The 24235-nt window shown below is 63.8% G+C and carries 22 protein-coding genes and 1 pseudogene; 15 read left to right on the top strand and 8 right to left on the bottom strand.

All coding sequences use genetic code 11. From position 1 onward, the window contains the following. Nucleotide 1: 1 nt before the first annotated feature. The 6 genes from F759_RS0116745 to F759_RS43340 all read left to right on the top strand — a co-directional run bounded on the left by F759_RS0116745 (nucleotide 2) and on the right by F759_RS43340 (nucleotide 6796). Nucleotides 2–1003, top strand: coding sequence for an FAD binding domain-containing protein (locus F759_RS0116745; protein WP_027800879.1), 1002 nt, complete (start codon nucleotides 2–4; stop codon nucleotides 1001–1003). Beyond that, entirely contained in the window at nucleotides 1000–3222 is a 2223-nt protein-coding gene (locus tag F759_RS0116750) for a xanthine dehydrogenase family protein molybdopterin-binding subunit (RefSeq protein ID WP_027800880.1), read from the top strand. The genes F759_RS0116745 and F759_RS0116750 overlap by 4 nt, the downstream gene beginning before the upstream one ends. Before the next feature lie 75 nt (nucleotides 3223–3297). Further along, the gene (locus tag F759_RS0116755) at nucleotides 3298–3885 is read left to right on the top strand and encodes a nucleotidyltransferase family protein (RefSeq protein WP_027800881.1); all 588 of its coding nucleotides are present in this window, start codon (nucleotides 3298–3300) and stop codon (nucleotides 3883–3885) included. Between the two features lie 151 nt (nucleotides 3886–4036). Further along, nucleotides 4037–5596 carry a DUF4130 domain-containing protein gene (locus F759_RS0116760; protein WP_036024598.1) on the top strand — a complete coding sequence of 520 codons (1560 nt, stop codon included), beginning with the start codon at nucleotides 4037–4039 and terminating at the stop codon, nucleotides 5594–5596. 215 nt (nucleotides 5597–5811) lie between these two features. After that, nucleotides 5812–6516 carry a PIG-L deacetylase family protein gene (locus F759_RS0116765; protein WP_027800883.1) on the top strand — a complete coding sequence of 235 codons (705 nt, stop codon included), beginning with the start codon at nucleotides 5812–5814 and terminating at the stop codon, nucleotides 6514–6516. A 127-nt stretch (nucleotides 6517–6643) separates the two neighbouring features. Next, complete coding sequence (locus F759_RS43340) at nucleotides 6644–6796, top strand: hypothetical protein (protein ID WP_164701897.1); 153 nt, start codon at nucleotides 6644–6646, stop codon at nucleotides 6794–6796. Nucleotides 6797–7024: 228 nt separating this feature from the next. Here F759_RS43340 and F759_RS0116775 read toward each other — a convergent pair whose 3' ends face one another. The 3 genes from F759_RS0116775 to aepX are packed head-to-tail and all read right to left on the bottom strand — an operon-like array spanning nucleotide 7025 to nucleotide 11007. Next, a complete protein-coding gene (locus tag F759_RS0116775; RefSeq protein WP_027800884.1) occupies nucleotides 7025–8092 on the bottom strand; it encodes a 2-aminoethylphosphonate aminotransferase in 1068 nt (355 codons plus the stop codon). A gap of 21 nt (nucleotides 8093–8113) precedes the next feature. After that, nucleotides 8114–9286 carry a phosphonopyruvate decarboxylase gene (aepY, locus tag F759_RS0116780; protein WP_027800885.1) on the bottom strand — a complete coding sequence of 391 codons (1173 nt, stop codon included), beginning with the start codon at nucleotides 9284–9286 and terminating at the stop codon, nucleotides 8114–8116. Beyond that, nucleotides 9283–11007 (bottom strand): phosphoenolpyruvate mutase, encoded by a 1725-nt coding sequence (gene aepX, locus F759_RS0116785; RefSeq protein ID WP_027800886.1) that lies wholly within the window; start codon nucleotides 11005–11007, stop codon nucleotides 9283–9285. Before aepX ends, aepY begins: the two co-directional genes overlap by 4 nt. 573 nt (nucleotides 11008–11580) lie before the next feature. Here aepX and F759_RS0116790 point away from each other — a divergent pair. Together F759_RS0116790 and F759_RS0116795 are read left to right on the top strand one after the other, a co-directional pair. Beyond that, nucleotides 11581–13122 carry a methyl-accepting chemotaxis protein gene (locus F759_RS0116790; RefSeq protein ID WP_027800887.1) on the top strand — a complete coding sequence of 514 codons (1542 nt, stop codon included), beginning with the start codon at nucleotides 11581–11583 and terminating at the stop codon, nucleotides 13120–13122. Between the two features lie 308 nt (nucleotides 13123–13430). Next, a complete protein-coding gene (locus F759_RS0116795; RefSeq protein ID WP_027800888.1) occupies nucleotides 13431–15167 on the top strand; it encodes a peptidoglycan D,D-transpeptidase FtsI family protein in 1737 nt (578 codons plus the stop codon). Nucleotides 15168–15212: 45 nt separating this feature from the next. Here the strand turns inward: F759_RS0116795 and F759_RS0116800 are convergent. Further along, nucleotides 15213–15476, bottom strand: a pseudogene (locus tag F759_RS0116800) (sensor domain-containing diguanylate cyclase); the annotation flags it as partial. A gap of 229 nt (nucleotides 15477–15705) precedes the next feature. Here F759_RS0116800 and F759_RS0116805 point away from each other — a divergent pair. Continuing rightward, nucleotides 15706–15963 (top strand): DUF2866 domain-containing protein, encoded by a 258-nt coding sequence (locus F759_RS0116805; protein ID WP_027800890.1) that lies wholly within the window; start codon nucleotides 15706–15708, stop codon nucleotides 15961–15963. Here the strand turns inward: F759_RS0116805 and F759_RS0116810 are convergent. Continuing rightward, on the bottom strand, nucleotides 15945–16577 hold the full coding sequence (locus F759_RS0116810; protein ID WP_027800891.1) for a 2-hydroxychromene-2-carboxylate isomerase: 633 nt from the start codon (nucleotides 16575–16577) through the stop codon (nucleotides 15945–15947). The two genes, F759_RS0116805 and F759_RS0116810, sit on opposite strands and share 19 nt — an antisense overlap. Between F759_RS0116810 and F759_RS42180 the strand changes: the two genes are divergently transcribed. Both F759_RS42180 and F759_RS0116820 read left to right on the top strand, forming a co-directional pair. Next, nucleotides 16567–16746, top strand: coding sequence for a hypothetical protein (locus tag F759_RS42180; RefSeq protein ID WP_152530656.1), 180 nt, complete (start codon nucleotides 16567–16569; stop codon nucleotides 16744–16746). The genes F759_RS0116810 and F759_RS42180 overlap by 11 nt on opposite strands. Before the next feature lie 107 nt (nucleotides 16747–16853). Beyond that, nucleotides 16854–17222: a hypothetical protein gene (locus F759_RS0116820; protein ID WP_027800892.1), complete on the top strand. Its 369-nt coding sequence runs from the start codon at nucleotides 16854–16856 to the stop codon at nucleotides 17220–17222. A 20-nt stretch (nucleotides 17223–17242) separates the two neighbouring features. Here the strand turns inward: F759_RS0116820 and F759_RS0116825 are convergent, their stop codons facing one another. Continuing rightward, the gene (locus tag F759_RS0116825) at nucleotides 17243–17869 is read right to left on the bottom strand and encodes a LysE family translocator (RefSeq protein ID WP_027800893.1); all 627 of its coding nucleotides are present in this window, start codon (nucleotides 17867–17869) and stop codon (nucleotides 17243–17245) included. Between the two features lie 317 nt (nucleotides 17870–18186). Between F759_RS0116825 and F759_RS0116830 the strand changes: the two genes are divergently transcribed. The 4 genes from F759_RS0116830 to F759_RS0116845 all read left to right on the top strand — a co-directional run bounded on the left by F759_RS0116830 (nucleotide 18187) and on the right by F759_RS0116845 (nucleotide 21475). Further along, nucleotides 18187–18768, top strand: a complete 582-nt coding sequence (locus F759_RS0116830) for an IMPACT family protein (protein WP_027800894.1) — start codon at nucleotides 18187–18189, stop codon at nucleotides 18766–18768. A 217-nt stretch (nucleotides 18769–18985) separates the two neighbouring features. Beyond that, on the top strand, nucleotides 18986–19525 hold the full coding sequence (locus F759_RS0116835; protein ID WP_027800895.1) for a hypothetical protein: 540 nt from the start codon (nucleotides 18986–18988) through the stop codon (nucleotides 19523–19525). Nucleotides 19526–19695: 170 nt separating this feature from the next. Then, complete coding sequence (locus tag F759_RS0116840; RefSeq protein ID WP_027800896.1) at nucleotides 19696–20316, top strand: LysE family translocator; 621 nt, start codon at nucleotides 19696–19698, stop codon at nucleotides 20314–20316. Nucleotides 20317–20497: 181 nt separating this feature from the next. Then, nucleotides 20498–21475, top strand: coding sequence for a 2-dehydropantoate 2-reductase (locus tag F759_RS0116845; protein ID WP_027800897.1), 978 nt, complete (start codon nucleotides 20498–20500; stop codon nucleotides 21473–21475). A 107-nt stretch (nucleotides 21476–21582) separates the two neighbouring features. On the opposite strand, the gene F759_RS0116850 is transcribed toward F759_RS0116845, so the two are convergent. Next, a complete protein-coding gene (locus tag F759_RS0116850; protein ID WP_027800898.1) occupies nucleotides 21583–23034 on the bottom strand; it encodes an aldehyde dehydrogenase family protein in 1452 nt (483 codons plus the stop codon). A 91-nt stretch (nucleotides 23035–23125) separates the two neighbouring features. Next, on the bottom strand, nucleotides 23126–24214 hold the full coding sequence (locus F759_RS0116855) for a LysR family transcriptional regulator (protein ID WP_027800899.1): 1089 nt from the start codon (nucleotides 24212–24214) through the stop codon (nucleotides 23126–23128). Nucleotides 24215–24235: the final 21 nt, after the last annotated feature.

Genomic DNA, 24235 nt, shown 5'->3' on the forward strand with positions numbered 1-24235 from the left:
CATGGATGCGATCTCCTACGAACGCGCCGCCGATATCGCCGGCGCAGTGCGGGCCGCCCAGCAACCGGGCGCGGTGTTTATCGGCGGCGGCACGAATCTGCTCGATCTGATGAAGGGTGGTGTCGAGCGGCCGGTGCGGCTCATCGACATCACGCATATCGGCGGACTCGACGGCATAACGACGCTGCCCGACGGCGGCATTCGCATCGGCGCTCTCGTACGCAACAGCGACGCCGCGAATCATGCGTTGGTGCGCGAACAGTATCCGTTGTTATCGCAGGCGTTTCTGTCGGGCGCGTCGTCGCAATTGCGCAATATGGCGACCGTCGGCGGGAATCTGCTGCAACGTACCCGCTGCGGATACTTTTACGACACCGCTTTCTCACAGTGCAACAAGCGAGCTTTAGGCAGCGGCTGCGCGGCGCTCGAAGGGCATAACCGCATGCACGCGATTCTCGGCGCGAGCACGCAGTGCGTCGCGGTGAACCCATCGGACATGAGCGTCGCGCTCGCGGCGCTCGATGCGGTGGTCCGCGTGAGCGGCCCGGCCGGCGAGCGAAGCATTCCATTCGCCGAATTTCATCGGCTTCCGGGTGACAGGCCCGACGTCGACACCACGTTGCGTCCCGGCGAGTTGATTACCGCAGTCGATCTGCCGACACCGATTTTCAGCGCACATTCGCACTATCTGAAAGTGCGTGACCGCGCCAGTTACGCATTCGCACTTGTGTCCGTGGCCGCTGCATTGCAGATGGACGGCGAGCGTGTGCACACCGCGCGTATTGCATTGGGTGGCGTCGCGCACAAACCGTGGCGCGCGAGCGCAGCGGAACAGATGCTCAACGGACAGCCGCTTACGCAAGCCACGCTGAACCACGCGGCTGCCGCCGCATTGCGCGATGCCCGGCCGCTTGCCGGCAACCGCTTCAAGGTGCAGCTCGCGCAACGTGCGATCGTCCGGGCGGTGAATCAGGCCGCGGGCCGGGCGGGAGGTGTCGCATGAAACTGATCGGTCAACCGTTCGACCGCACTGACGGTCTGCTCAAAGTAACCGGCGAAGCACGCTATGCCGCGGAATTTCCCGAAGCGCGCCTCGCGCATGCGGTGCTCGTGACGAGCACGATTGCGCGCGGCACGATTGCATCGATCGATGCCAGCCGCGCGCAAGCCGTCCCCGGCGTGCTGCTCGTGATGACGCATCAGAACGCGCCGCGTCTGCCCAATGGCGGCAAGGCGCAATTGGCACCGCCGGCGGGGCGTCGGCTGTCGCTATTGCAGGACAACGAAGTGCATTACAACAACGAGCCGGTGGCGGTGGTCGTCGCCGATACGCTCGAACATGCGACCGATGCCGCGCGTCGGTTGCGCATCACGTATCGAGCGGCGGCGGCCACGCTCGACTTCGCGCAGGCGAAGGCAAACGCGCATGCGCCAGACAAACCGCAAGGACGTCAAACGGATACGCAGCGCGGCAGCTTCGAGGACGGCATGCGCCATGCCGCTGTGCATATCGACGCAACGTACACGACGCCCATCGAGCATCACAATCCAATGGAGCCGCACGCAACGATGGCGCGCTGGGACGGCCCGCAGCTCACGCTCTACGATTCGACCCAAGGCGTGAGCGGCGAAGCGCAGGCGGTGGCGAGGACACTCGGCATTTCGCCGGGCGACATACGCGTGATTTCGCCGTTCGTCGGCGGCGGCTTTGGTTGCAAGGGCTCGTCGTGGTCGCATGTGTCGTTGTGCGCGATGGCTGCGAAACAAACGGGGCGTCCGGTGCGGCTCGTGCTCGAGCGGCCGCAGATGTTCGGTCCGGTGGGCGCGCGTCCGCGCACCGAACAGCGCCTCGTGCTGGCCGCGCGGCACGATGGCACGCTGAGCGCAATGCGTCACGACAGCATCTCGAACACGTCGATGATCGAAGACTGGACCGAGACCTGCTGCATGGTCACCCGCATGTTGTACGCGGTGCCGAACCAGGTGACCACGCACCGGCTCGTGCCGCTCAACGTCGGCACGCCGACCTTCATGCGCGCGCCGGGCGAGACGACCGGCTCGTTCGCGCTGGAATCCGCAATGGACGAGCTCGCGGTCGCCCTCGAGATGGACCCTCTCGAGTTGCGGCTGAAGAACTACGCGGAAGCCGATCCGCAGGAAGGCAAACCCTGGTCGGGCAAGTCGTTGCGCGAGTGCTATCGGATCGGCGCCGAGAAATTCGGCTTGTCGCGGCGTAATCCCACACCGCGTTCGATGCGTGACGGCAACGCGCTGACCGGCATGGGCATGGCGACCGCGACATACCCGGCCAATCGCAGCGAGGCCGGCGCCATCGCGCGGATTTTGCCCGACGGCACGGCGATGGTGGCCTCGGGCACCCAAGACATCGGCACTGGCACCTATACGGTGATGACCCAAGTCGCCGCCGATGCGCTTGGCTTCACACCGGAAAACATCCACTTCGCGCTCGGCGATTCGTCGCTGCCGAAGGCGCCTGTGTCGGGCGGCTCGCAATCGGCGGCGAGCGTTGCGCCAGCCGTGCGCGAAGCCGCGAGCGCGGCGCGCGCCCGGTTGATCGCGCTGGCGCTGGCGGACCCGGCGTCGCCCGTGCATGGCCTCGCACTCGACGACATCAGCGTGGAGAACGGCTGGGTCACGAGCCGCTCGCAACCGGCGAAACGCGATCCGGCGGCGGCCATCATCGCGCGCTCGGGCGGTAAGCCGATCGAGGCCACGTCCACCGTCAAACCGGGCGACGAGAAGCAGAAGTACTCGTTTCACTCGTTTGGCGCAGTGTTCGTCGAAGTACATGTCGACGCGGATCTCGGCACGATCCGCGTGCCGCGCGTGGTCGCCGTGTATGACGTGGGGCGCGTGCTCAACGAGAAGACCGCGCGCAGCCAGATGCTCGGCGGCATTGTGTGGGGCATGGGCGCCGCGCTGCAGGAAGAGTCTTCGCTCGACACGCGCTATGGGCGCTTCACGAACGCGAATCTCGCCGAGTACCACGTGCCGGTGAATGCCGACATCGGCTCGCTCGACATTACGTTTCTCGACCGGCCGGACCCGTATATCAATTCGCTCGGTGTGCGCGGCATCGGCGAAATCGGCATTACGGGCGTGTGCGCCGCGCTTGCCAATGCGGTGTATCACGCGACCGGTGTGCGCGTGCGCGATCTTCCGATGACGCTCGATAAGGTGATGGGAACCGCGCGAGTGTGAGCGCATGGCAAGCGCTTGCCTCGGGGTGCGTTGCGCCGCACAATCGCTGGCATCTCGTCCAACGGTGTCCAGTCCATGACCTACGCGTCGCTCGCCACTGGCATATTGCTCGCAGCCGGGGTCGGCTCGCGCTTCGACCCGCACGGCCTGCAAAACAAGCTGCTCGCGCGCCTGCCCGACGGCACGCCGGTCGCCCAGGAAGCGGCGCACCGGCTGCTGAGGGCGGTGCCGCGGGTGCTGGCCGTGGTGCGGCCGGGCGCCGAAGCGCTCGCGCGCCTTTTGAACGATGCAGGCTGCGACGTGGCATTTGCGCCCGCTGCCGAGCGCGGCATGGGTGCGAGCCTCGCCGCCGGCATTCAGGCGAGTGAGGATGCCGAGGGCTGGATCGTCGCACTCGCCGACATGCCGCGCATCCAGATTGCAACCATCGAAGCGGTGGCGCGCGCGCTTGACGGCGGCGCGCCGGTCGTGGCGCCGTTTTACGAGGGGCAGCGCGGGCATCCTGTGGGCTTTGGCGCCGAACACCGCGACGCACTGCTTTCACTCGATGGCGACAGCGGCGCGCGCTCGTTGCTGCGCTCGCAACGCGTGATGAGGCTCGATGTCGACGACGCCGGAATCTTGCGGGACGTCGACACGCCGGACGATCTGCGCGGGCTTTGAGCGCAGCGCGTGCGCTGGCGTTCTGCTGAGCGTTACGAACACAGCGGGCTTGATTCCGGGCGGTGCCTGGGTGCATACTGTATATCCATACAGTATTTGATGAACCGTTGACTGGCGCGTGAACACGTTACGCCGGCCGCGGCGTTCCCGCATGAACCGCATTTCCATCGAACCGTCTTTCGCCGCCTGGCGCCGTGCGGCGCGCTCGCTGTTGCTGAGTGGTGCGGAGCCGGCGCGGGTCGAATGGGTCGAGTGCAGTGACGATGCGCAGGGGATGGCTGGAACTGGGGCGGCCACCCCTGCCACCCCCGCCGCTTCCACAACGACTCCCGCCGTGCCGCGCGAGTTGCTCGTCTGGCTGAAAGCGGCCGCCTGCTTCCGCGCGCCCGACCGCTGGGCGTTGCTCTATCGGATCCTATGGCGCTGGACGCACGGCGAGCGGGACGTCTTCGATCTGAGCGACAGCGACGGCGCATTGCTCGATCAGCGCGTGCGTGCCGTCGAGCATGAAACGCAAGACATGCTGAGCCTGACGTTGTTCAGAAGGCGCGATCCGTCGATGGGGCCGCCGGAGTTCGTCGGCTGGTATGAACCGCATCACGACTTGCTGGAACGCGCCGCCCACCGCTTCGCCGCCCGCATGGGCTACTCCACGTGGATGCTCGCCACGCCGCAGGGCGCTGCGTTCTGGAACGGCATGCTATTCCATACAGGGCACGCGGCGCCCGACGAAGGCGAGCAGGTCACGCCGGTTTCAACGGAAAGCGCGATGACGGGCGAAGCCATCACGAGTGAGCCCACCGAGGCGCTCTGGCTTGCCTATTACGTGGGCGTCATCCGTGGAGAAAAACCGTCGGTGTCGCTGCGATACTGGAGAACGCCGCCCGAGGGCCCGCCGTTGCCCGCGCATCTCGCGCGCGAGCGCATCCGTCCGAGCGGGCAAGGCGCCGCTGTGACGATGCCGACCGCGCCGCCGGTCGAATATTCGGTAGTCACGCCGCCACTGCGCGAGCCCGCCGGCTCGCTGGACACTTGCCGGCGTTGCGCGTTATGGCGCAACGCGAAGCAGGCGGTGCCTGGCGTCGGTGCTGCTGGTGCTGGTGCTGGTGCTGATGCTGATGCTGATGCTGATGCTGATGCTGATGCTGATGCTGATGCCAGTCCGAATGCCAGTCCTCGTGCCAGTGCCAGTGCCAGTGCCGATGCCAGTGCCATTGGTAGCGCCGCGATCATGGTAGTCGGCGAGCAGCCCGGCGAGTATGAAAACCAGCACGGTGTGCCGTTCACCGGGCCTGCCGGTCAACTGCTCGACAGTGTGCTCGCGCGCGCCGGACTCGAACGCGCAGCGCTGTTTCTGACCTACGCCGTCAAGCACTACAAATGGGAAATCGTCGGCCATGAGCGGATTCATCGCACACCCGCGCGTCGGGAAATGGAAGCCTGTCAGTTCTGGTTGGAAAAAGAACTGATGCAGGTCGCGCCGCGCGTGGTTGTCGCGTTAGGCGCAACGGCATTGAAGGCGCTGACGGGCGCGAACGCCAATCTTTCGGAATATGCGGGCGAAACTATCGCTCACGAAGGGCGCCTGATCGTACCGACCTGGCATCCGGCCTATGCATTGAGAACCGCGGACGCACGTTTGCGCGACGACATCGTGGCAAGCATGGTGACAGCATTCAGGCGCGCAGTTGAGTTGGTGGACGCCCGCTAGCAAGCGCAACGAGTCGGTCGCGCAACCACAGCTTTCCCAGGCATACGGCTTGCGCGAACGTGTCACGCATGGCGAATCGCACCGAGAACTGCAAACCGGCTTGAATCAACCGCGCAACTCATTCCAATTCCGCCTAAGCTGATGTGACGCCGCGATTGTCACGCAACGTTACGCCGCCCAAGCGGCGCAGGCGTTTCGAAACCACCCGACTTCCCATGAGCGAAACCAGTCCGCGCCTCTTTATCGTGTCACCGCATTTCGACGACGCCGTCTTCAGTTGCGGCGCATTGCTCGCCGCGCATCCCGACGCCGCGGTGTGCACGGTATTCGCCGCGCCGCCCGAACATACGATGCATACCGAATGGGATGAGAAATCGGGCTTCGGCAACGCCCATGAAGCGATCCACGAGCGCACGCTCGAAGACAACCGCGCGCTCGAATTACTCGACGCGATTCCGCTGCGCATGCCGTTTCGCGATAGCCAGTATTCCGATTCGCCGTCGATCAGCAAAATGGCTGCGGCGCTGGAGGAAACCATCTACCGAACCACGGCGAACACGTTGCTGATGCCGCTCGGCTTGCATCACGACGATCACGTGCGCGTATTCGAGGCCTGCTGCGAGATCCTGCCGCGCCTGTCGCATCTTGCATGGTTCGGCTACGAGGAAGCGATTCACCGGCGCACGCCTGGCGTCGTGCAGGCACGGCTCGCCGATCTGGCGCAGCGCGGCATCGTGGCGACGCCCGCAAATCCAAGCGCCGGCCACACGATCGACGTGCAGCGCCGGGCCCAGATCAAGCGCGAAGCAGTCAATGCATACCAGAGCCAGTTGCGCGCGTTCGGCCGGGGCAACTACGAAGACGTGTTCGCCACCGAGCGCTACTGGCAGCTCAGCGTGGGCCGCCGCGTAAAAAAGTAGGAGGACGGCGAGCGCGAGAAATCCTCGCCATCAACCTGCGCAATCAACGTGGCAAGAAGCGCGTAGGCTTGAAGAGAACGGCAGGCGCCGTCTTGCTACCGCACAGTTCTCAACCACAGGTGATGCAATGAGCTACGACATGCATACGAGTCCGATTCCCGACCCCAACGCCGACCCGACACGTGATCCGGAGGGCGATCCGCTGACGCCGCCATCGCCCGGTCATCACACCGAGGAACCGCAACGTCCAGAAGGACCGCCGGATAAAGATCCGGTGTGAGCCGCTGAGCACGCCGCGAGCGCTGGGGGCGGCCGTGAGCGTTGCGGGGCGGCCACCGTTGAGCGCTGCGGGGCGGCCGTGAGCGCCCAAGGCCGTCGCGAACCGCTAAACGACACATGCGAACCGCTGCGCGCGGACGCGAACTGCTGAACGACAGACGTGAACCACTGCGGACGGCCGTGAACCGCTGCCGCCCAGTTCACGCGGCGCGCGGCGCGGGCGCGACAATCAGCTCGTCAGTTCGGTAAAGCCCTGCAACAGACGGTCGATATCAGCAGCGTGAATATTGCCCATCGTCGAAATACGGAACAGTTCGGCCGACAACCCACCCTGCCCCGCATAGATGACGAAGCCGCGCGCCTTGAGCGCGTCGTGTAATTGCGGATACGCGACGCCATTGGGCAGCCGGTACGCACGCAGCACCACCGACGATTCCTGCGCCGCCAGCACGCTGCCGACACCGCGCTCGGCCAGCCCCGCGCGCGCCTGTTCCGCGAGCGCCGCGTAACGCGCGTGACGCGCGCGCCAGCCGCCTTCGTCGGCGATCTCGCGCAGCGCTTCGACGAGTGCGTAGTATGCGTGGACCGACGGCGTGAACGGCGTGTTGCGCTGATCCTGCAAACGCGCGAGCCGCCCGAGGTCGAGGTAGTAAGTGCGGCTCGCCGCCTGCGCAAGCGCGGCGCGGCGCACCAGCACGAACGATGCGCCCGGCACGCCATGCAAGCACTTGTTGGCCGTCGCGGCGACTGCGTCGAGGCTTGTATCAGCGAAGTCGATTGCTTCGGCGCCGAAGCTGCTCACGCCGTCCACCAGCAAACGCAAGCCGCGCGCACGGCACAGCGCGCCGAGCGCCGAGAGGTCGTTCAGGCGCCCCGTCGTCGTTTCGTGATGGATCACGGCCACATGCGTGAGCGCCTTGTCCGCGTCCAGACGTTCCGCGATTTTCGCGAGGTCCGGCGCCTGCATCCAGTCATGTTTCAACGATTCATGCGCGATGCCGTATTGCGCGGCAATCTGCGAAATGCGCTCGCCGTACACGCCGTTTTCCACGACCAGCAGCTTGCCGTTTTGCGGCACCAGCGCCGCAGTCATGCTTTCGACGGCGGCCGTGCCGGAACCCGTCATCAGCACCGCTTGCCATTCGCTTGCGTCGAGACCATACAGGTCGACAAGACGCGTGCGCGCCTCTTCCTGCAAATCGAAAAACTCGCTTTCGCGGTGGCACAAGTCGGTCTGCAACAGGCTGTTGCGGACGCGTTCGGTGAGCGTCACCGGACCGGGATTGAGCAGCAGCATGGTCGCTCCTTTATGTTGGTTTCAAGCGGCGCCGATGTGGCGCATCAGGCGCGTCTTCACATCGGGCGGAGTGATGGTGGGACGCGGCAAGCCGTCAGGCGTACCGCGGCGAATGACGAGGCGCGCGAAACGCGGGCCGTCGAGCGGCGGTGCTTCGAACAACTCGTCGAGCACGGCCGGATCGTCGCTTTCGACCGCCGACGCATAACCGCATGCCGCGGCCACGCCTGCGAACGAAACTTGCGGCGACACCGTCGCCTGTCCGCCCGTCGAGTCGTGCGCGCCGTTGTCGAGCAGCACGTGCGTAAGATTCGACGGGCCGTAAGCGCCGAGCGTCGCAAACGCGCCCATGCGCATCAACGCGGCGCCGTCGCCGTCGAGCGCGACGACATGCAGATCCGGACGCGCGAGCGCAAGACCGAGCGCGAACGGCGTCACGCAGCCCATCGAGCCGACCATGTACAACTGATTCGGACGATCGTCGATTGCATAGAGCTCGCGTCCGCAAAAACCGGTCGACGCGAGCACCACCGTCGATTCGACGGGCGTGTGCGCGATCACCTTCTTCAATGCGTCATGACGTGATGCGAGTTCGCTCGCCGCGACGTTGGTGAACCGCGAACGCGCCACAACGGGCACGCGGCCCGCGCCGGCGTCGCTCGCCTTCAACTCGTAGGGCGCAACGCTGCCCTTTTGCATGACGAGCGCGTACGGGCGGCCCGTTTCGTCCATATGCGCGATGGCGCGATCCAACGCTGGGCCGATCGCGTCGGCTTCGGTGGGAAACGTCTCCCATGGAATTTCCATCGTGTCGAGCATTGCGGGCGTGACGGGGCCCATCAACGCGTGCTGCGGTTCGTCGGCCACGCCCGGCTGGCCGCGCCACGTGACGATCAGCAATTGCGGCAAACGGAAAGTCCACGTGAGCGAGGTCAGCGGGCTCACCGCGTTGCCCAGGCCGGAGTTCTGCATCATCGTGACGCCGCGGCGGCCCGCGTGCGTGCCCCGTGCGCCGAGCGTGACGCCCGCGATCAACGCGACGGCGTCGCCTTCATTGGCCGCCGACACGTAGTGCAGCGACTCGTCCTGCAACACGTAGTTGATGAAAGGCGTCAGGTACGAACACGGCACGCCGGCATACCAGTCAAAGCCGCGTTCGCGCGCCGCCTCGACGAACTGTGCCGCGTCGATCATTGCGCGGCCCCGTTCGCTGCGTCAGCTGCCGCAGTGCCGATAGACGCCGCAAGCGGCGTCTGTCCATGCGCGAAGTCGCCGGCGCGGCGGAAGTCTTCGAGATCGTTGACACCGCGCCAGTGGCCGTGCACGTATTGCACTTCGATCGATTCACCGGCTTCGATGAGCGCATTCAGCAACGCGGGCATATCGAGCGACGCGAAATCGGCACGCGCCTGCAACTGCTGCATGACCGCCTGAAGACGCTCGCGCCCTTCCCCGCGTACGTTCAGGAGGCCGACCCAGCGGCCATGCGGCGCCTGCGCGGCAATCGCCGACGACGCGTCCTTCCCGCTCGACACATGACGCAGCACGACCTTGTTGCCGAAGAGACCCCGGTCGTCGGCCGCCGAGCACCACGCGAAGTCGCGCACGCTGGCGTTTTCCGCATCGGTCAGCGACGAATCCACCACCACGCTGAACGCCGCTTCGCTCTCCACCAGGTCGCGCAGGATATAGCTGCGGAACAGCAGATCGCCGTACGAGATCACCGTGTCGCCCGCGAGCTTGTCAAGCGCACATGCGAGCGACGCGAGTTCGCCGGTCTGCGCATGCTTCTCATTAACGACGAGCTTGATGCCGGCGGTGTCGATTGCATCGGCGCGATAACCGCCGACCACGGTAATGTCGTTGACGCCCTGCTTCTTGAACGCATCGACGAGCCAGCGCAACAGCGGCTTGCCGGCGATCGGCAGCATGACTTTCGGCCGGTCTTCGGTGACGGCTTCGAGGCCCTTGCCGCGGCTCGCCGCGAGCACGACGGCGGAGCCCGCCGCGCGGCTGTTCGACAGATAGCGGTCTTCGGCTTCCGAGTATTCGTCGGCGTCCTGCAAGCGGAAAATTTCGTTGACGCCGGCAATGCGGTCTTCGACATTGACGAGCGTTTCGCTCGAATGAATTTCTCGCGCCACAGCCTGCATGGCCGACGTGGCCGCGCGAATCAGATGGTTCGCCCAGATCACCGTGCTGATGCCGGCTTCGCGAAAGACCTCCGTCGGCGTGCTGTAGTACTTGGTCGGCACGATGACGAGCGGCCCGCGTCCGGCCCATTCGCGCGCGAACTCGAGAATTTCGTCCGGGCGCGACAGCTTGCTGTGAATCAGGATCGCGTCGGCACCGGCCTGGCGGTAGGCTTCCGCGCGGCGCAGCGCCTCTTCCATGCCCCAGCCTGCGATCAGCGCTTCCACGCGCGCAACGATCGAAAAGTTTTCGTCCGTCTGCGAGTCCTTGCCGGCCTTGATCTTGCCGCAGAATTCGTCGATATCGGCGAGCGGCTGCGCTTCGCCGTTGATGAAGCTATTGGTCTTCGGAAACTGCTTGTCTTCGATACATACGCCGGCAATGCCGCGCTGTTCCAGCTTGCGCACGAGGCGGCGCACGTTGTTGAAATTGCCGTAGCCGGTGTCGCCGTCCAGAAGAATCGGCAGGTCGCTCGCGTCGGCCATGAATTCGAGGTTGTCGACCACTTGCGTCCAGCTTGCTTCGTTGTTGTCGCGCACGCCGAATTGCGCCGAGATCGCGAGGCCCGAGCCCCAGATCGCCTTAAAGCCGGCTTCACGGACGATGCGCGCGGACAGGCCGTTATGGGCCTCCATCATGAACTCGAGTTCGTTGCTGACAAGCATCTGACGCAGACGCGCGCTGCGGGAAGCGGAGACGAAGGCGGGTTCGCGGGCATTCATTTTCTGTACTCCTTGTGGCGGGCTTATTGGCGCTCTTTTTGCCCGGCTGGCGACTGGAAAATGGCGACTATAGCGGAATTTTCATTTACTCGTCATTTACACGACCGCCCGTGTTTCACTTTGCCGTTAAGTGGAAAAATGTGTCGTTTTTTGCAAAGAACCGTGGCCACCGACGCTTTGCAGATAATTGGCGTTTTGTGGAATCTTGACATTCGTCCATGCCGGCGTTGGGTTGTCGCAAATTCGTAGAAACGCGGACTTCGAAAACCATGTCGCCGTTTGCGGTTCAGTTTATTTTCTTGAGGCTAATTCAGATTAAAAAATAAAAACTCCCGTAAATACCGTTCCTAATTAATTTGATAATCGAATTTTAAACGCCGTCGCGTCCGGATAAATCCCAATGTATACGGCCTGCAAAAAGATGCAGAGGTCGCGATTTAGTCAGACGAAATGCGCAGTGAAACAGCGGGTTTCCCCTGCCCTCAGGAGAAAACTGAAGGCTGCCGTAAACACAGTCAGCGAAAAGCAAAAAGCCAATCCGATCGACCCTTTGCAAAAGCACGACCCACTGCTATGACTCTGAACAAAAAACTGGCCTCAATGATCGCTGTGCTCTGGTTCGGCCTGATCCTGATCGGCGGCTTCGGCGCATGGCAAAACCGTGCGTCGATGATCGCCGACCGGCGCGATCAACTCGCGTCGTTGATCGACCAGGCGAACCACGTCGTCGGCCGCTACTACGCGCTGGCGCAACAGCACGCCATAACCGAAGACGAAGCGAAGAAACAGGCGCTCGCAACGCTCGAGTCGATGCGCTACGGCAAGGACGGCTACATCTCGGTGAACGACTCGCAGCCCGTCATGCTGATGCATCCATTCAAGAAAGAAATGGTCGGCAAGAACCTCGCGCAATTCGCCGATCCGGCGGGCAACCATCTGTTCGTGGACATCGTCAACGCGGGCAATCACGAAGGCGGCGGCTTTGTCGACTATCTGTGGGCCAAACCCGGCAGCGAGAAGCCGGTAGCCAAGACGAGCTATTCGCAGCACTTCCAGCCGTGGGACTGGTATGTAGTCACCGGCATGTACATGGACGACGTGCAGCGCGCGTTCTACGCAAGTCTTTTGCGCTGGCTCGCGATCACCGTCGCGCTCGGCGCGATCGCCACGGGCATCATGCTGTTCGTGTTGCGCAGTATTCGCCGCTCGCTCGGCGGCGATCTCGAAGTGGCCGTCGAACATGCGCAGTTGATGGCGCGCGGCAACCTCGCGGCCCGCGTGCCCGTCAAGGAGAACGACGCCGGCAGCCTGCTGCATGCACTGCAAACCATGCAGGCCGGTCTCGTCGACACCGTTTCGCGCGTGCGTATCGGCACCGAGAACATCAACATCGGCGCAACCGAAATTGCCGCGGGCAACACCGATCTGTCGCAACGCACAGAGGAACAGGCCGCCGCGCTGGTGCAGACCGCGTCGAGCATGGATCAGATGACGGTCAACGTGAAGCAGAACGCGGACAGCGCGCTGCAGGCGGCGCACCTCGCAGGTCAGGCCGCGGACGTCGCCACGCGCGGCAGCCGCGTGGTCGATGACGTGGTCCGCACGATGGGCGAGATCACAACGAGCTCGCGACAGATCGGCGACATCATCGGCGTGATCGACGGCATCGCGTTTCAGACCAACATTCTCGCGTTGAACGCGGCGGTGGAAGCGGCTCGCGCCGGCGAACAGGGCCGCGGCTTCGCAGTCGTCGCCGCGGAAGTGCGCAGCCTCGCGCAACGCTCGGCCACGGCCGCCAAGGAGATCAAGGCGCTGATCGAGACGTCGACGAACACCGTCGAAGCCGGCGCGTCGCTCGTGTCGAATGCAGGTTCGACGATGGGCGAGATCGTGCAATCGGTGCGTCGCGTGAACGAGATTCTCGAGGAAATCAGCAATGCATCGCGCGAACAAAGCGCGGGCATCGAGCAGGTGAATCGCGCGGTCGGCGAAATGGATCAGGTCACGCAGCAGAACGCGGCGCTCGTCGAACAGGCCGCCGCAGCAGCGCATTCGCTGAAAGATCAGGTGGGCGTATTGCGCGAAGCGATTTCGAGCTTCGCGCTGCCGGCCTGAAGGTGAACGCACACGCATGAAAAAGAAGGCGCTCGACAGACGAAGAGCGCCTCATCGACATGCTGCGCCGAAACCCCGCGCATCGATCAAACGCGTGAGAACACGGCAGAACGCGGCGGGACACGAGGCACGACGGCACATCAGCGAACGCAAAAAACCAGCCGCCCGGATCTTCAGATCCGGGCGGCTTTTTTTCGCCTGTCGCGCGAGTTCGCTTGCAGTAATCGCCCATACGGATTACGTTCTCATTACAATGAGCCGCGCCGCCTTTTGAGCGATGCAAGTCAATCCGCTGTTTATCCGTATCCATGATCCAGAAGAAAAAGTCTCAACCGCGCGATCCTTATGCGCCGGTCGCGAAGAACCAGTTGCTGGTCGCGCGCCTGCCGATGTGGCGCTCCAAACTCATCGTCGTGCTGGTGTTCGGCGCGTTTGCCGCGCTCGCAGGCCGCGCGTTCTGGGTGCAGGTGATGAACCGCGACTTCTACGTGGACCAGGGGCAAAAGCGCTATCAACGCACGATCGAACTGGATGCAACGCGCGGCCGCATTGTTGACCGCAATGGTTCGATGCTCGCGGTCAGTCTCGCGACTTACGAGATCTGGGCGTCGCCGAAACTACTCGACGAAGCCGCGTTGCCGCCGCTCTCGAAACTGCTCGATCTGCCGCTCGCGGAACTGCGCCGCCGTTTGAACGGCGACAAGACGTTTGTGCTGCTCAAGCGTCAGGTGGATGCCGATACCGCCGGTCATCTGTCGAAGCTCGGACTCGCAGGCATCACGCAGATCGCGGATTCCAAGCGTTTTTATCCCGAAGGCGAATCGGCGGCGCACGTAGTCGGCTTCACCGACATCGAGGACAACGGTCAGGAAGGCGTCGAGCTCGCCGCCAACGAGCAGTTGCTCGGCGTGCCCGGCCATCGCGAAGTGATCCGCGACCGGCTCGGCCGCGTGGTGTCCGAGACGCGCCCGCTCGTGCCCGCGCAGAACGGCGAAACTATCCATCTGACCATCGACCGGCGCATTCAGCAACTCGCGTACGGGCAGTTAAAGGAAGCGATTGCGAAGCATCGCGCGGAAGCCGGCAGCGTCGTCGTGCTCGACGCGCGCAACGGAGAAATTCTCGCGCTCGCCAATTATCCGAGTTTCGATCCGAACGACCGCGCGCGTCTGACCGGCCGGCAATTGCGCAATCGCGCGGTGGTCGACACCTTCGAGCCGGGCTCGACAATCAAGCCGGTGGTCGTCGCGCTTTCCATCGACGAGGGCAAGGTGCGGCCGCAAAGCGTCATCGACACCGCGCCGGGCTGGTACAAGATCGGTCCTGCCGTGATTCACGATACGTCGAATCACGGCGTGATGACCGTCGCGGAAGCAGTGCAGAAGTCGAGCAATATCGCGCTCGCCAAGCTCGCGCTCAATCTGCCGGCCGAGAAAATCTGGAGCAAGTATCAGGAATACGGACTCGGCCTGAGGCCCGATCTGACCTTTCCGGGCGTGGCATCGGGCAAGGTGCGTCCATACAAACGCTGGCGCCCGATCGAGCAGGCGACGATGGCATATGGCTACGGACTCTCGGCGTCGCTACTGCAAATCGCACAGATCTACACCGCCTATGCCGGCGACGGCACGATGCACCCGGTGCGATTGGTGCGCGATACCGCGGACGCAAGCGGCCATGCCGCAGGCTCCGCTGCGCAAACGCGCCACGCGGTCACCACGCCAGGCACCGCCCGCGCGATCCGTTCGATGCTGGAAATGGCTACCGGCGATGGCGGGACGGGGCGCGCCGCGACCGTCGAAGGCTATCGCGTCGGCGGCAAGACCGGCACCGCGCGCAAACAGGTCGGCGCGACTTATGCAAAGAACCGCTACCGTGCGCTCTTCGTCGGTATGGCGCCCATGAGCGACCCGCGGCTGATCGTCGCCGTGATGATCGACGATCCGGCCGGCAAGGCGTTCTATGGCGGCACCGTCGCGGGCCCGGTGTTTAGCGCGGTGACCCGCGGCGCACTGCAACTGCTCGGCGTGCCGCCAGATGCGTGACAGGAATCAGCATGTAGCCTGGCCGGCGCATGTAGCCGGCGAAGCTGCACGATCCGTCGCGCGCAACGCAGCGGGATCAAGTTCGACGAGCAACGGCGCGCGCTCGTCGAGCCATAGCGTGACGGTCGATAACAGGAACTCGCGCGGCAAGTGACCGAACAGGGTATCGAGGAACGACGCGAAAGCCTGGGCGCCGATCAAACGCACCTCGACGTCCTGAAAACGCCGTAGCGTGCGTTCGTTGTGCTGCACGGTATCGACAAGCGAGCGAAGACGATCGGAGAGCGGCGTTTGGGCGGAGTAGGTCACGTTATCAGTCATCAGCGGTGCCAGGCTCACAGGCTGAGCGAAGCCACAAGCGCCGCACACAGTCTTCGCTTTTGCGCGATCTTAAGTCTCGCTTAATTCTTTGCTGCAACCATGCGGCTCAACATCCCCTGTTGAGCCGCCAGATCATCGGCGGCGTTTTTTTCAGCGATGTTTGCCGACGTACCCGAGCATGGGCCGCATGCCTGCCAAAAAAGAATGAGGTCAAATCATGGTTGAGAACACGGTATTCGAGCATCTGCGTGCGATGCCCGACAACGAATGGGCCCGGCAGATTCACTCATGCAAGGTCTCCGACCCGCTGCAACCGCCTTGGGGGCGTTCGTACCGGCTCGTCGAATGGACCATGAAGCACACGCCCGAAGCGAGCCGCCGCGTCGTGCCCGCCGAGAGCACACCGCTGGAAATTGCGCAGGCCGTCGTATCGCATGTGCCCGGCCGGCGCTTCTGTCAGCACGGCGACGAATAGCAGAAGTCCAACGCATCTTCGAGCCGGTCGTTGCCCCAGAACATTTCATCGCCGACGAAGAACGTCGGCGCGCNGAAAATGCCCTTCGTCGCGGCAGTTTCAGTCTGTTCGCGCAGACGCAGCTTGTTCGCGTCGCTTTGCGCCTCGGCAATGATCGGTTGCGCGGGCAAGCCCAGTTTCGCGAGCGCTTCACTCACTACCTGGATCGAACCGATATCGCGGTCATGCACGAAATTTTGCTGCATGATCTCGCGGCAGTATGCGGCGATCCATTCGCTCTGCGCGCCGAGCAACGCCACGCGCATCGCCAGCAAGGCGGCTCGCGGAAAAACGCTCGGACGTGTCAGCGCAATGCCGTATTTGCGGCACTGCCGCTCCATATCCTTCCACACGTAGGCGCCCTTCTCCTTTTGCAGCACGAACGGAGAATTGTCGAAACCGAGCGCACGAAAAATCGGCCCGAGCAGAAACGGCCGCCAATCAACGCTGACACCTCGCGCCGCAGCCTCAGCCTCTATACGCATGACGCTCAGGTAGCTGTAATTGCTGCCGAAGTCGAACCAGAGCTCGATGCGGCGCGCCGGCGTGGCTGCGGAAGCTGTGATGTCGTTCATCTCGTCTCTCTTGCAATGTCTGACAGTCAAACGCGAAAGCGTTGCCTATGATGAGCGTCTTTGCCTTTCCTATCGTGGAAGCATGATGCGCTATCCATACGATCTGCTCGTCGCCGTGTGTCTTGCCGTCGTCGTGATGGTGGCTTCCGTCATGCTCGCGCTGAACTGAGTGGCAGGCGGGCTACAAGCCTCTTTCGCCGTTGCCCGCAAACGCTACGTGTTCCCGTAAAAAGTCGCGATATACTGTACATATATACAGTATTTTTCGTCTGAGCAATGCGCCTTCCACCTTTCGAGCCTCCCACGCTTGCCGAGCTGCGCGCCTGGTGGCGCGCGCGTGACGAGCGCGCCGTTCAACGGCTCATCCTCGAAATTCAACGCCAACGGCTGACGCTGCTGGAGCTGCGCAACCTGATCGATTGCGGGGTGCAACAGGCGCGCGCCACAGATCGCACGCTGGTCGAACGCGGCGAACCGCTCATGACGTTGCGTATCAGGCTCGCGCAGGAGGTACTGCGCGTGGGCGAGATCGACGACACGCGGCAAATCAGCCGCGCGGAGCAGGAAAGGCTCGCCGTGCGCACGCAGGAACAAATGGAATATGCACGCGAAGGGCGTTTAAGAAGACAGCGCCGCAACGTCTAACCGTAGCGAGACGCGAGCGCTCAGCGCGTTTGCGCGGCCACGCGCAGGCCGAGCGAAATAAACAGCACGCCGATAATTTTGTTCTGCCAGCGGCGCAGCCACGTCAAGCGTTTCACGAGCTTGCCGAGCGGACGAATCGTCAACACGATCAGCGTCGTGTAAAGCGCGCTCGTGCCGACGAAAATCAGCCCTAACGTCGCGAACTGCAAAAACGTGGAGCCATGTTCGGGATGAACGAACTGCGGAAGAAACGCGAGGAAGAAAAGCGCGGTCTTCGGGTTCAGCACTTCGGCGGGAATCGCCTGGAAGAATGCTTTCGATGCGGACACCGGCGCGCTCGCGGGCACATTTGCGCTGCTCTGCTTTTCGCGCAACGCCCGAATGCCGAGATAGATCAGATAAGCCGCGCCGATCCACTTGACCGCGTTGAATGCGAGCGCCGACGTCATCAGCAGCGCCGAAAGGCCGACTGCCGCGCCGAGCGTGTGGATGAAGTCGCCGACTGCAATACCAAGCCCGGTGAAGATGCCCGCCTTGCGTCCTCCGTGAACCGTGCGCGTCAAGACGAGCAGTACAGCGGGTCCGGGAATGAGAAAGAGCCCGAGTACAACGGCAACGAAGGTGCCTAACGCGGATAACTCAAGCATGGTGTCTCCAGATTGATTTGCGCCCGTCCGATCGAAACGGACTGTTCGGCTAGTGTACATGTGCACCGCACGTACCGCGCTTGCCCGCGCCATAGCGTGCCATGTCGCGTTTTGCCGCGCGGATGGCCGAACAGAGTCAAATCGTCGTGCCGCGATATTTGCGCACCGGCTCGATCTCGCGCGGTCTCTCGCCTCTCTCGCCTCTCTCGCCTCTCTCGCCTATTACCGGCTACGGTCGCAAACTGGCTATGATTCGAGTCTCGAGCTCAAACGCGGCGCATGAGCTCTTCATTCATGTAATTGACTGGAATCACCAGGTGACTTACACGCTGTCGACGCGGCACATCCACGAACTCGAGATCCGCAAGAGCCGGTTCATTGCGTATGCCATACCCGTCGAGGATCGCGACGCCGCGATGGACGAACTGCGCCGTCTGCGCGAGCAGCACGCCGCCGCGACGCACGTTTGCTGGGCGCTGCTCGCAGGCGGACAGTCCGGCATGTCCGATGACGGCGAGCCGTCCGGCACCGCCGGCCGGCCGATTCTCGAAGTGCTGCGGCATCACGATCTGGACGGCGTGCTGGCCGCCGTCGTCCGTTATTACGGCGGCGTGAAGCTCGGCGCAGGCGGCCTCGTGCGCGCCTACACCGAGGCCATCGCGTCAGCGCTTCTGGATGCGCCGCGAGTCGAGCGGATTGCTCAAGGGTCGCTCACCGTCGAAGTCGGTTACGCCGACGAAGCGAAAGTGCGGCGATGGGTCGAAGCCCAAGACTACGCACTCGCCGATACCGCGCATGCAATGCTCGTGAAGATGACGATCCGTTTGCCGGTCAACGCGGTCGACGACGCACAGCGCGCGTTGGTCGATATGACGCAGGGCAAAGCCGGCTTCTCATGACGGCGGCGTCGCAGCGCGTTTTATTTAGAAGATGGCTTGCTGGTGGCCGCTGTTACCATGCTGTTCTCCAACGGCATGTATCACCACTTAAAGGGCCACTCCTCTGATCTCGACCGCCGCTTGTTCCCGCACAGCGCCCGAATCGGCGCGGCATGGTTCGCTTGTGTCTCATCTGTCGCGCCCGACAGCGTGCACGCCGGCAACGGTGGGAAACATCGTGCTCAAGGGCTGCGGCCTGATCGCACTACCTTTGATGCTCTCCGCCTGCTCATGGTCGTGGTTCGGCCTGAACAGCCCGCCCCGCGCCGCGCCGCATTCCACCGGTTGGCTCAGTGTCGCGCCCGCCCGCGATTTTGCCTACATGCCGGCCCTCGACGGACGCGTGTCGCCGAATCGCATCGAAAACACGGCGATGACTGCCCTGGTGCTAAAAAGCGATATCAACCAGGCAGTGCGCGAGAGCATCGCGAATCGCCTGAAGGTCGCCGGCTTTCATCTCGACGATGGCAGGAAAGTGCTGAGCGGCAGCATCGAAAAATTCACCGTCGACGACGTCCGCTCGCCCGCTCTGTGGACTCTGAAGATGCGCTACGTGGTGATCGACGCCGCCACGCAAAAGGTCGTGTTCTCCACCACGAAGACCGTCAAACGGAAATCGCCGAAATTCAGCAGCAGTTCCATCGCGATCGAGGACACGGTCAAGCTCAGCGTCGACGCGTTGGTGGGGGATAGCGGGTTTATCAATGCGGTGAACTGAGGCCTGCAAGGGCGCCTGCCAAGGCGGCCTGCAACGCGCGTCAGCGCACACACCAGCGGAGGCACGCGTCCGCTTCGCTACAATCGGAAAATCGGAAGCAACGCGGCGCTCTTCGGCTCCGCTTTTGTGCTCACCGCCCACGCCCGCGCGTTCACTCCCTGCGAGGCTTTATGTCGACCACTGCCTGGCTGTTCTTTCTTCCCGCGTGCTTCGCCGTCAATCTCGCGCCGGGGCCGAACAATCTTCTGTCGATCAACGTGGCCGCGCGGCACGGCTTCATGACCGCGTTCCTAGGCGGTACTGGGCGGCTCGTCGCGTTCGCGGCCATGATCGCGCTCGCCGCTACCGGTCTCGCGGTCGTGCTGCATGCGTCGGAGTGGTTCTTTCTCGCGATCAAACTCGCGGGCGCCGCTTACCTGATCTGGCTCGCGATTCAACTATGGCGCAGCGACGCGCCCGCGATCGACATCACGCACGAACAATCCGCAGCGCTTCCGCGAATCGTGCGGCAGGAGTTCCTCGTGGCGGCCGGCAATCCCAAGGCCATACTGGTTTTCACCGCGTTTCTGCCGCAATTCGTTGACATCGCGAAGCCGATGCTGCCGCAATTCGCCGTGCTCGGCGCAAGCTTTCTCGTGCTCGAATGCGTGGCGATCGCGCTGTACTCGTGGGCTGGCATGCATCTCGGCAAGTGGCTCGTACGCGCGCGCGTCAGGCGCTGGTTCAATCGATGCTGCGGCGCCTTGCTCGCGGCGATTGGGCTGAGCTTTTTGCTCGTCAGGCGCGCGTGACCATTGAGGTGCTGCATGACAGGTCAGCGCGCACAAGCATAAGGAATCCCTAATGCATTCGCCGAGAAACTTTAACTATCTGTATTGTCTTCCCGCCCCTATGCTCAATCAGTGACCCGCCGCCGTGCTCGGCGTGACGCGGCGTGGGCGAGCGACTTCTCATAGTCACAGGAGCGGCATCATGAAGATCTGTATCTTCGGAGCGGGAGCGATAGGCGGTTTGATGGGCGTGCAATTGGCACGCGCCGGCGCGGACGTGAGTTTCGTCGCGCGCGGCGCGCATCTCGCGGCGATGCGCGAGCACGGCGCGCGTCTGATTATCGACGGGGAGACGGTCAGTGCACCGGTTCGCTGCACGTCCGACCCGAGCGAACTCGGCGTGCAGGACTTCGTGATCGTCACCTTGAAAGCGCACTCGCTGCCCGGCGTGGTCGACGCCATGCAGCCGCTGCTCGGCAAGCACACGGCAATCGTGACCGGCGTCAACGGCATTCCGTATTGGTACTTCTATCAGCACGGCGGCAAGTTCGCGGGCACGCGGCTCGCGAGCGTCGACCCTGACGGCAGCCAATGGACGAAGCTCGGTCCCGAACGCGCGATCGGCTGCGTTCTGTACCCGGCCGCCGAGATCGTCGAACCAGGCGTCATCAAGCATGTGTACGGCAAGAAATTCCCCATCGGCGAGCCGAGCGGCGAGCGCACGCCGCGCATCCAGCAATTGCACGACATCATGCAGGCGGCGGGTTTCGAGGCGCCGATCCGCGACAACATCCGCGACGAAATCTGGCTCAAGCTGTGGGGCAATCTGTGCTTCAACCCGATCAGCGCGTTGACGCACGCGACGCTCGACGTGCTCACGAGCGACCCCGGCACGCGCGCGGTGTCCCGCACGATGATGCTCGAGGCAAAGCGTATCGCCGATCAGTTCGGCGTGCACTTTCGGGTCGATGTGGAAAAGCGCATCGACGGCGCGGGCGCGGTCGGCGCGCACAAGACGTCGACCCTCGTGGATCTGGAAAACCGGCGGCCGATGGAAATCGATCCGCTTCTGACCGTCGTGCAGGAAATGGGGCGTCTCGTCAACGAGCCCACGCCGACCATCGACGTGGTGCTTGCGCTCGTCAAGCTGCGCGAGCGCATGGCGTTGCAGGGCGCCTGAACGATGTAGTGCTTCTCCGCGCTTCTTTGGTTTTACGCCGGTAAGTTGAAAAAGGATCGGACGCCGCTGGGCGTCCGATCCTTTTTATTGCGCAGCGAGTGAGGTCGCTACTGATCGATAGCGAGCCAGACCGCCTTCGGCTCGGTGAAGTTTTCAATCGCGACGTCTCCGTGCTCGCGGCCGAAGCCGGAATCGCCGGAGCCGCCCCAGGGCAGGCGCACATCGGTATAGCCGTAGGTGTTGATCCAGACGGTTCCCGCTCTCAGGTCTCGCGCCACGCGATGCACACGGCCAATGTCCGCGCTCCACACGCCCGCCGCGAGGCTATACAACGTGCCGTTAGCAATACGTATTGCGTCAGCTTCGTCATTGAAACGGATCACGCTCGCCACCGGCCCGAAGATTTCCTCCTGCGAAATGCGCATTTCGTGCTCGACGTCGGCAAACACCGTCGGCTCGACGAAGAAGCCGCGCTCGCCGACGCGCGCGCCGCCCGTCACGAGCGACGCGCCTTCGGAGCGTCCTGCATCGACATAGCCGAGCACGGTCTTCATTTGCGCAGCGGAGATGAGCGGACCCATCGACGTTTCGCGCAGCGATGGATCGCCGACCTTGATCGCCTTCGCGCGCGCGGCGAGGCGCTCCACCACTTCATCGTAGACATCGCGATGCGCGAGAATCCGCGAGCCCGCCGAGCATACCTGGCCCGTGTTGAAAAAGATGCCCGACGCCGCAGCGCGCACCGCGTTGTCGAGGTTCGCGTCGGGGAAAATCAGATTCGCCGACTTGCCGCCGAGCTCCAGCGTAACGCGCTTGAAGTTGCCGGCCGCGCCCTGCAGAATGCCGCGCCCCACCGAAGGTGACCCGGTGAACGTCACTTTGTCCACGCCTGGATGTGCGACCAACGCGTCGCCGACCACACGGCCCTTGCCCGTGACGATATTCAGCACTCCCGGCGGCACGCCCGCTTCGAGCGCGAGTTCGCCGATGCGCAACGCGCTGAGCGGCGTGATCTCCGCGGGCTTCACGATCAGCGTGCAACCGCATGCGAGCGCAGGCGCGATCTTCCACATGCCGATCATCAGCGGGAAATTCCACGGCACGATCGCCGCGACCACGCCGACCGGTTCGCGCAACGTGTAGGTCAATGCGTCCGGGCGAACCGGCACCACCTGGCCGTTGATCTTGTCGCACCAGCCTGCGTAGTACTCCAGCGTATCGATCGCGGCCGGAACGTCCTGGCGCATCACGGCGGCAATCGGCTTGCCGGCGTCGAGGCTTTCGAGCGTGGCCAGTTCGTCGAGATTCGCGCGCATCAGGCCGGCAAGTCGCGAGAGAATGCGGCCTCGCTCCGCTGCCTTGATTCCATTCCACACTTTCAATGCGGCGCGCGCGGCATGCACGGCCGTATCGACGTCGGCGGCGCTGCCCTGCGCAACATGTGCGATGGGCTCTTCGGTGGCCGGGTTGATATTGACGGAATATTCGCCAGTGGCCGGCGGCAACCGCTTGCCGTCGATCAGCAGGTCATGGCGCCTGAGGCCGGTGTCAGTGTCCATCATGAAGCTCCTTGCATTGAGATGTTGCGTGGGCTGATTGCGGCAAACCGGCCTTGGGGCGAAGGCCGGCGCGGGCAAGGTCGATGCGGCGCTAGGGCTCGTGTAGTGCCGCGCCGCTGCGGGCGGCGGCGGGCCAGGAATCGTCGCGGGGCGCTGCGGGCGGGGCTGCGCTGGGGGTTGCGGTCCCGGTTGCGTGCGGGGTTGTGTTCCGGGTTTCGTTCCCAGTTGCGCGTGGGGTGGCGTTCGGGGTTTCGCCCGAACCGCCGTCCGAACTCGCGTCGGCGGACGACACACCGGCATGGGCTGCGAACTGCGCCCACGCGGCTGCGGCGTTGGGCCTTAGCGAGCGATTGCGACGATGCACGAGCAGCGTCGTCAGTGTCGTCTCAGGAACGAGCGGCCGGCTAACAAGCGACTCGCCGACAGCCGGCCAATGCGCGTCGACGGGCAGAACGCCGACACCCAGCCCCAATTCCACCATGCGCAGCACCGCCGCCACATGCCCGAGCTCTTGAACAGGGCGCCGCTTCAGGCGGTTCGCGTTGACGGCGAGATCGAGTGCCGCGCGCACGCCTGCGTCGGCATTCAACGTGACGAGCGCCCAGTCATGCAGGGCGTCCCACGCGACGCCCGCGTGACGGGCGAGCGGATGCGTCGACGGCATGACCGCGTGCAGCGGCGTGGTGAAAACGACTTGCGCGTGCAACTGATCGTTGGCGAGAGGCTCGGCGAGCGAGACCACGCCGAAATCCACCTCGCCATGTTCGACGCTTGCAAGGACGCCGCTTTGAGCCTGATCCTCGACGGTAACGAGCAGCTCGGGAAATGCCGCCGCGCAACGCGCGAGTCCCTGTGCGACCCAGCCCGACGACAACACCGGGTTGCTCGCCAGCGCTACGACGCCGCGGTGTCCTTCATAAGCGGCCCGCTCTTCGCGCAACGTGAGATCGATTTCATCGAGCAGGCGGCCAATCCTCCGCTCTAGACTCGCGCCTGCATGCGTCAGTTGAACCTGGCGCGTCGTGCGGTCGAACAGTTTCAGTTCGACCGCATCTTCGAGTTCCCGCACGCACCGACTCACTGCCGACTGCGTCAGATCGAGTTCGCGCGCCGCGCGCGTAAAACTCCGTTCACGCGCGACGGCGACAAACACCTTGAGTTGCTGCAACGAAACATTCATGACGTCATGGCCGGCGCGAAC

The sequence above is a fragment of the Paraburkholderia dilworthii genome (genome assembly GCF_000472525.1).
Taxonomy (GTDB): Bacteria; Pseudomonadota; Gammaproteobacteria; order Burkholderiales; family Burkholderiaceae; genus Paraburkholderia; species Paraburkholderia dilworthii.

What these genes read in the sequence shown, in the direction of transcription:
- F759_RS0116805 (WP_027800890.1), top strand. Translation starts at nt 15,706, where the DNA reads ATGGTTGAGAACACGGTATTCGAGCATCTGCGTGCGATGCCCGACAAC.
- F759_RS42180 (WP_152530656.1), top strand. Translation starts at nt 16,567, where the DNA reads ATGTCGTTCATCTCGTCTCTCTTGCAATGTCTGACAGTCAAACGCGAA.
- F759_RS0116825 (WP_027800893.1), bottom strand. Translation starts at nt 17,869, where the DNA reads ATGCTTGAGTTATCCGCGTTAGGCACCTTCGTTGCCGTTGTACTCGGG.
- F759_RS0116850 (WP_027800898.1), bottom strand. Translation starts at nt 23,034, where the DNA reads ATGGACACTGACACCGGCCTCAGGCGCCATGACCTGCTGATCGACGGC.
- F759_RS0116750 (WP_027800880.1), top strand. Translation starts at nt 1,000, where the DNA reads ATGAAACTGATCGGTCAACCGTTCGACCGCACTGACGGTCTGCTCAAA.
- F759_RS0116840 (WP_027800896.1), top strand. Translation starts at nt 19,696, where the DNA reads ATGTCGACCACTGCCTGGCTGTTCTTTCTTCCCGCGTGCTTCGCCGTC.
- F759_RS0116820 (WP_027800892.1), top strand. Translation starts at nt 16,854, where the DNA reads ATGCGCCTTCCACCTTTCGAGCCTCCCACGCTTGCCGAGCTGCGCGCC.
- F759_RS0116765 (WP_027800883.1), top strand. Translation starts at nt 5,812, where the DNA reads ATGAGCGAAACCAGTCCGCGCCTCTTTATCGTGTCACCGCATTTCGAC.
- F759_RS0116855 (WP_027800899.1), bottom strand. Translation starts at nt 24,214, where the DNA reads ATGAATGTTTCGTTGCAGCAACTCAAGGTGTTTGTCGCCGTCGCGCGT.
- F759_RS0116790 (WP_027800887.1), top strand. Translation starts at nt 11,581, where the DNA reads ATGACTCTGAACAAAAAACTGGCCTCAATGATCGCTGTGCTCTGGTTC.
- F759_RS0116795 (WP_027800888.1), top strand. Translation starts at nt 13,431, where the DNA reads ATGATCCAGAAGAAAAAGTCTCAACCGCGCGATCCTTATGCGCCGGTC.
- F759_RS0116845 (WP_027800897.1), top strand. Translation starts at nt 20,498, where the DNA reads ATGAAGATCTGTATCTTCGGAGCGGGAGCGATAGGCGGTTTGATGGGC.
- F759_RS43340 (WP_164701897.1), top strand. Translation starts at nt 6,644, where the DNA reads ATGAGCTACGACATGCATACGAGTCCGATTCCCGACCCCAACGCCGAC.
- F759_RS0116760 (WP_036024598.1), top strand. Translation starts at nt 4,037, where the DNA reads ATGAACCGCATTTCCATCGAACCGTCTTTCGCCGCCTGGCGCCGTGCG.
- aepX (WP_027800886.1), bottom strand. Translation starts at nt 11,007, where the DNA reads ATGAATGCCCGCGAACCCGCCTTCGTCTCCGCTTCCCGCAGCGCGCGT.
- F759_RS0116755 (WP_027800881.1), top strand. Translation starts at nt 3,298, where the DNA reads ATGACCTACGCGTCGCTCGCCACTGGCATATTGCTCGCAGCCGGGGTC.
- F759_RS0116745 (WP_027800879.1), top strand. Translation starts at nt 2, where the DNA reads ATGGATGCGATCTCCTACGAACGCGCCGCCGATATCGCCGGCGCAGTG.
- F759_RS0116775 (WP_027800884.1), bottom strand. Translation starts at nt 8,092, where the DNA reads ATGCTGCTGCTCAATCCCGGTCCGGTGACGCTCACCGAACGCGTCCGC.
- aepY (WP_027800885.1), bottom strand. Translation starts at nt 9,286, where the DNA reads ATGATCGACGCGGCACAGTTCGTCGAGGCGGCGCGCGAACGCGGCTTT.